Source organism: Arthrobacter sp. Y3221157, assembly GCF_059089865.1.
This window is the reverse complement of sequence record NZ_JBNHFD010000159.1, coordinates 1-3,743: the sequence shown is the minus strand read 5'-3', so window position 1 is coordinate 3,743 and position 3,743 is coordinate 1. Positions and strand designations below refer to the sequence as shown.

At 68.4% G+C, this 3,743-nt stretch carries 5 protein-coding genes and 3 pseudogenes; all 8 read left to right on the top strand.

The window, feature by feature from the left end:
* Nucleotides 1-102, top strand: a pseudogene (locus tag AC5RTT_RS20100) (aldo/keto reductase); the annotation flags it as partial.
* A gap of 183 nt (nucleotides 103-285) precedes the next feature.
* Entirely contained in the window at nucleotides 286-1,149 is an 864-nt protein-coding gene (locus tag AC5RTT_RS20095) for an HpcH/HpaI aldolase/citrate lyase family protein (protein WP_494008972.1), read from the top strand.
* Nucleotides 1,149-2,120, top strand: a complete 972-nt coding sequence (locus AC5RTT_RS20090) for a DUF2797 domain-containing protein (RefSeq protein ID WP_494146637.1) — start codon at nucleotides 1,149-1,151, stop codon at nucleotides 2,118-2,120. The genes AC5RTT_RS20095 and AC5RTT_RS20090 overlap by 1 nt, the downstream gene beginning before the upstream one ends.
* 32 nt (nucleotides 2,121-2,152) lie before the next feature.
* Nucleotides 2,153-2,377, top strand: coding sequence for a DUF3188 domain-containing protein (locus AC5RTT_RS20085; protein ID WP_133345727.1), 225 nt, complete (start codon nucleotides 2,153-2,155; stop codon nucleotides 2,375-2,377).
* A 69-nt stretch (nucleotides 2,378-2,446) separates the two neighbouring features.
* On the top strand, nucleotides 2,447-2,908 hold the full coding sequence (locus AC5RTT_RS20080) for an FAS1-like dehydratase domain-containing protein (RefSeq protein ID WP_494008970.1): 462 nt from the start codon (nucleotides 2,447-2,449) through the stop codon (nucleotides 2,906-2,908).
* A 2-nt stretch (nucleotides 2,909-2,910) separates the two neighbouring features.
* A complete protein-coding gene (locus AC5RTT_RS20075; RefSeq protein ID WP_494008969.1) occupies nucleotides 2,911-3,348 on the top strand; it encodes a MaoC family dehydratase in 438 nt (145 codons plus the stop codon).
* 9 nt (nucleotides 3,349-3,357) lie between these two features.
* A pseudogene (locus AC5RTT_RS20070) lies at nucleotides 3,358-3,648 on the top strand (MFS transporter); the annotation flags it as partial.
* Nucleotides 3,639-3,743 (top strand): annotated as a pseudogene (locus AC5RTT_RS20065) (exodeoxyribonuclease III); the annotation flags it as partial. The pseudogenes AC5RTT_RS20070 and AC5RTT_RS20065, both read left to right, overlap by 10 nt.

The following is a 3,743-nucleotide window of genomic DNA, read 5'->3' as shown; positions in this document are numbered from 1 at the left end:
CGCATCCGCGCCTGTGCCGGCGCCGCGAAGGCCGCCGCCGCCATGTCCCGCGCCGACTGGTACCGGCTCTGGGTGACGGCGCGTGGCAGCAACATCCCCTGACCGGGCCTTTGGTTGATCCCGCCCAACGAAGTAGCAGCAAGTGTCGTTTGTCCCCTCAAAACGACACTTGCTGCTGCCCACATTTCCTGGTGAATCCGTCACATCCCGTTTAGTTCGTATTGATCCTCACAAGCTGGCCATTTTCGTCGCCGCGCCGCTTGCAGGGCGGATACTGTAGAAAGCATGACGTCTACCATCGCCACCGAGACCGTAAGGCCGGAACGCAATATCCCCGCAGAAATCGCCCGCTCCTGGCTGCTGGTCAATGCCATGAAGACCGAGCTTTTTGACCAGTCGGCAGTTTCCCGCGCCGACTCGATCATCCTGGATATTGAAGATGCAGTGGACCCCTCGCAGAAGGACCAGGCGCGCGGCAACGTCGTGGACTGGCTAACCGCCGGCGGCAAGGCCTGGGTCCGCATCAATGACGCCACCAGCCCGTTCTGGGCCGACGACCTCGCAGGCCTCCGCGGCACCCCCGGGCTCCTGGGCGTCATGCTGGCCAAGACCGAATCCGCGGACCAGGTCACTGAGAGCTTCCACCGGATGGACGGCAAGACACCGGTCATCCCGCTGGTGGAATCCGCCGTCGGCATTGAGGAAGCCAACAACATCGCCAAGGCCCAGGGCGCGTTCCGCCTGGCTTTCGGTTCCGGCGACTTCCGCCGCGACACGGGCATGGCTGCCACCCCCGAGGCTATGGCCTACCCCCGCGCCAAGCTCGTGGTCGCCAGCCGCGTGGGCAACCTCCCGGGCCCCATCGACGGCCCCACGGTGGGCACCAACCACCCCATCCTGCGCGAACAGACCGGCATCACGGTGATGATGGGCATGACGGGCAAGCTGTGCCTGGCCATCGACCAGACCCCGGTCATCAACGAGGTCATCAGCCCCACGCCGTCCGACGTCGCGTGGGCTACCGACTTCATGACCGACTTCGAAGCCAACGGCCGCGTCATCCGCGACGGCTCCGATCTTCCCCGCCTGGGCCGCGCCGAAAAGATCATGAAGCTCGCAGTGGCCTTCGGGGTCCAGCCCGCGCTCTGATGCCCCACCCGCTTTCCTCCGGGACCCCGTTGGCCGATACCCGTTATCTGGTCCACGGGGTCTTTTGGGATGGGCCGCCGGCGTCAAGGGCAGCGGACGACGGCGGCGCGCCGGTCCTGCGCCTCCAGTCACCGTCCGGGGACTTCCGGCAGGTCAGCCTCCACCCGGAGGCCAGGCTCGGCTTTCGGGTTGAGGACCCGGCAAAATCCTGTCTGGGGCACCTGCGCGTCCACTCCTCCACACGCCGCGACCACGTCCTGTGCGCGGCGGGCGCCCCGGCGGCCCGGGGCAAGCAGTGCGAGCGCTGCTTCATGCTGGACGAGTCGCGGCTCATCCACGACTTCCACCGGGGCGGCCGCGTCACCCCCGGGCTGCGCGGGTACCTGATGCAGGAACACTGGCTGTACGTGGCCACCTTCGCGGGCGGCGCCAGCAAGGTGGGAACAGCATCCGGACCGCGGAAGTGGAACCGGCTGGCAGAGCAGGGCGCCGGGGCGGCCCGGTATGTGGCCCGCGCCAGGGACGGCAGGGTGGTCCGGATCCTCGAGGACCTGGTCACGGCCGAAGCCGGCCTGCCCCAGCAAGTCAGGTCCGCCGCCAAAGCCGAGGCCCTGCTCCGGCCGCTGCCCGCTCCCGAACTGGATGCCACCAACGCCCGCCGCGCCGCGGAAGCCCGTGCGCTGCTGGCGCATACCGCCGTCGAAGGGTTCACCGTGGTGGACGAACCCTGGATCCGTCCCAGGCAGGCATCCGTCCTGCACGGCCCGGGCGCCCGCCACCCGTACCCACACCCGCTGGACAGCGGTGGGCACGGCTTCGAGATTATGGGGCTGAGCGGGCACAATGCCCTGGCCCGACTGGACGGCACGGATGCCGCCTTCGTGGTGAACCTTGCCCAGCTGGGCGCCCGCACCCTCATCCTGGGCGACTTCGCCTCCGAGGTCCCGGCCCTGCAGGAAGCCCTGTTCTGAACCGTTGCACCGGGGCCCGGTAAACTGGCTGGGTGCTGAACGAATTCTGGGCCACCGCGCCAACCCGCTACAAAGTCCTGGTCTTCAGCGCGATGGGGCTCATCGCCGTCGGCATCATCCTGAACCTGGTGGGCAACACCAGCGGCAACCAGGGGCTGGCCATGGCCTCCCTTCCGCTGATCGGGCTGGGCCTGGTCCTGCACGTGGCCGGAATGGTGGTCCGCGGCCAGGCCATCCGCAAGCGGCTGCGCCGGTAGGGTTTCCCTGCCTCCTTGGCCGGGACGCGCTTTTCTGCCCTCCAGCAGGCGGGCGATAGGCTGGAGGCCATGACTATCAATCCGGACCTGCAGGGCCGCAGCTACCCTGCCGCTGAGGTGTACGACGTCGGCCGCGAGAAAATCCGCGAGTTCGCCCGCGCCGTGAAAGCCACCCATCCTGCGCACTTCGACGTCGACGCCGCCAAGGCCCTGGGCCACAATGACCTGGTGGCCCCGCCCACCTTCGCCATCATCATCGCCCAGCGCGCCGACGCCCAGCTCATAGAGGATCCGGAAGCCGGCATCGACTTCTCCCGCGTGGTCCACGCGGACCAGCGCTTCACCCACCACCGCCCCATCTTCGCCGGCGACCGGCTGGTGGCCGAACTCCACGTGGACGGCGTCCGTGCCATGGGCGGCGGTGCCATGATCACCACCCGTTCCGAAATTTTCGCCCTGGCCGCGGACGAGTCCCGTGAGCAGGTCACCACCACCACGTCATCCATCCTGGTCCGCGGAGAGGGACAGTAGCCATGAGCCCCAGCATCCACGAACTCAGCGCCGGCCAGGAGATCGGCAGCCGCACCGTCGAGGTCACCCGCGCCGACCTGGTCAAGTACGCCGGCGCCTCCGGTGACTTCAACCCCATCCACTGGAACGAAGCCTTCGCCACCAGCGTGGAACTGCCCGGCGTCATCGCCCACGGCATGTTCACCATGGGCTCGGCCGTCCAGCTGGTGACCGACTGGGCAGGCGACCCGGCCGCCGTCGTCGACTTCCAGACCCGCTTCACCAAGCCGGTCCTGGTCACGGACACCACCGGCACGGAGCAGCCCGGGGCCACCATCGAGGTGAGCGGCACCATTGGAAAGCTCGACGCCGAGGCCGGCACCGCACGCGTCGACCTCACCGTTGTCTCGGCCGGCCAAAAAGTCCTGATGAAGGCCCAGGCCGTCGTCAGGCTTTCCTGAGCGGGCCCGTTGACACCCAGGCAAGGCACAGGGGCAACAGTCACCGCCGGTGAAGTCACCCGCTGGCGCAACGCCGTGGTGGTGGCCTACGCCGCCAGCGGGCTGGCGTTTGCCTCCTGGGTGTCCCGCCTCCCGGCCATCCGGGACGCGCTGGACCTCACCCCGGGCAACGTGGGGGTACTCCTGCTCTGCATGACGCTCGGTTCCTTCGCGTCCGTTTCAGCCTCCGGGCTGATCGTGCTCCGCCTGGGTTCGAAGCGGACCATCCGGACCGGCAGCATCATGGTGGGCGTGGGCCTCCCCTGGCCACCCGGAACGGCATCGGTGACGACTACTTCGCTACGGCCGGGCGCTGGGTGGAAGCCGACTTCCGGCTGACCGACACTGCCGGTGAG

Coding starts and splice junctions, on each gene's coding strand:
- AC5RTT_RS20095 (WP_494008972.1), top strand. CDS start 286: ATGACGTCTACCATCGCCACCGAGACCGTAAGGCCGGAACGCAATATC.
- AC5RTT_RS20090 (WP_494146637.1), top strand. CDS start 1,149: ATGCCCCACCCGCTTTCCTCCGGGACCCCGTTGGCCGATACCCGTTAT.
- AC5RTT_RS20080 (WP_494008970.1), top strand. CDS start 2,447: ATGACTATCAATCCGGACCTGCAGGGCCGCAGCTACCCTGCCGCTGAG.
- AC5RTT_RS20075 (WP_494008969.1), top strand. CDS start 2,911: ATGAGCCCCAGCATCCACGAACTCAGCGCCGGCCAGGAGATCGGCAGC.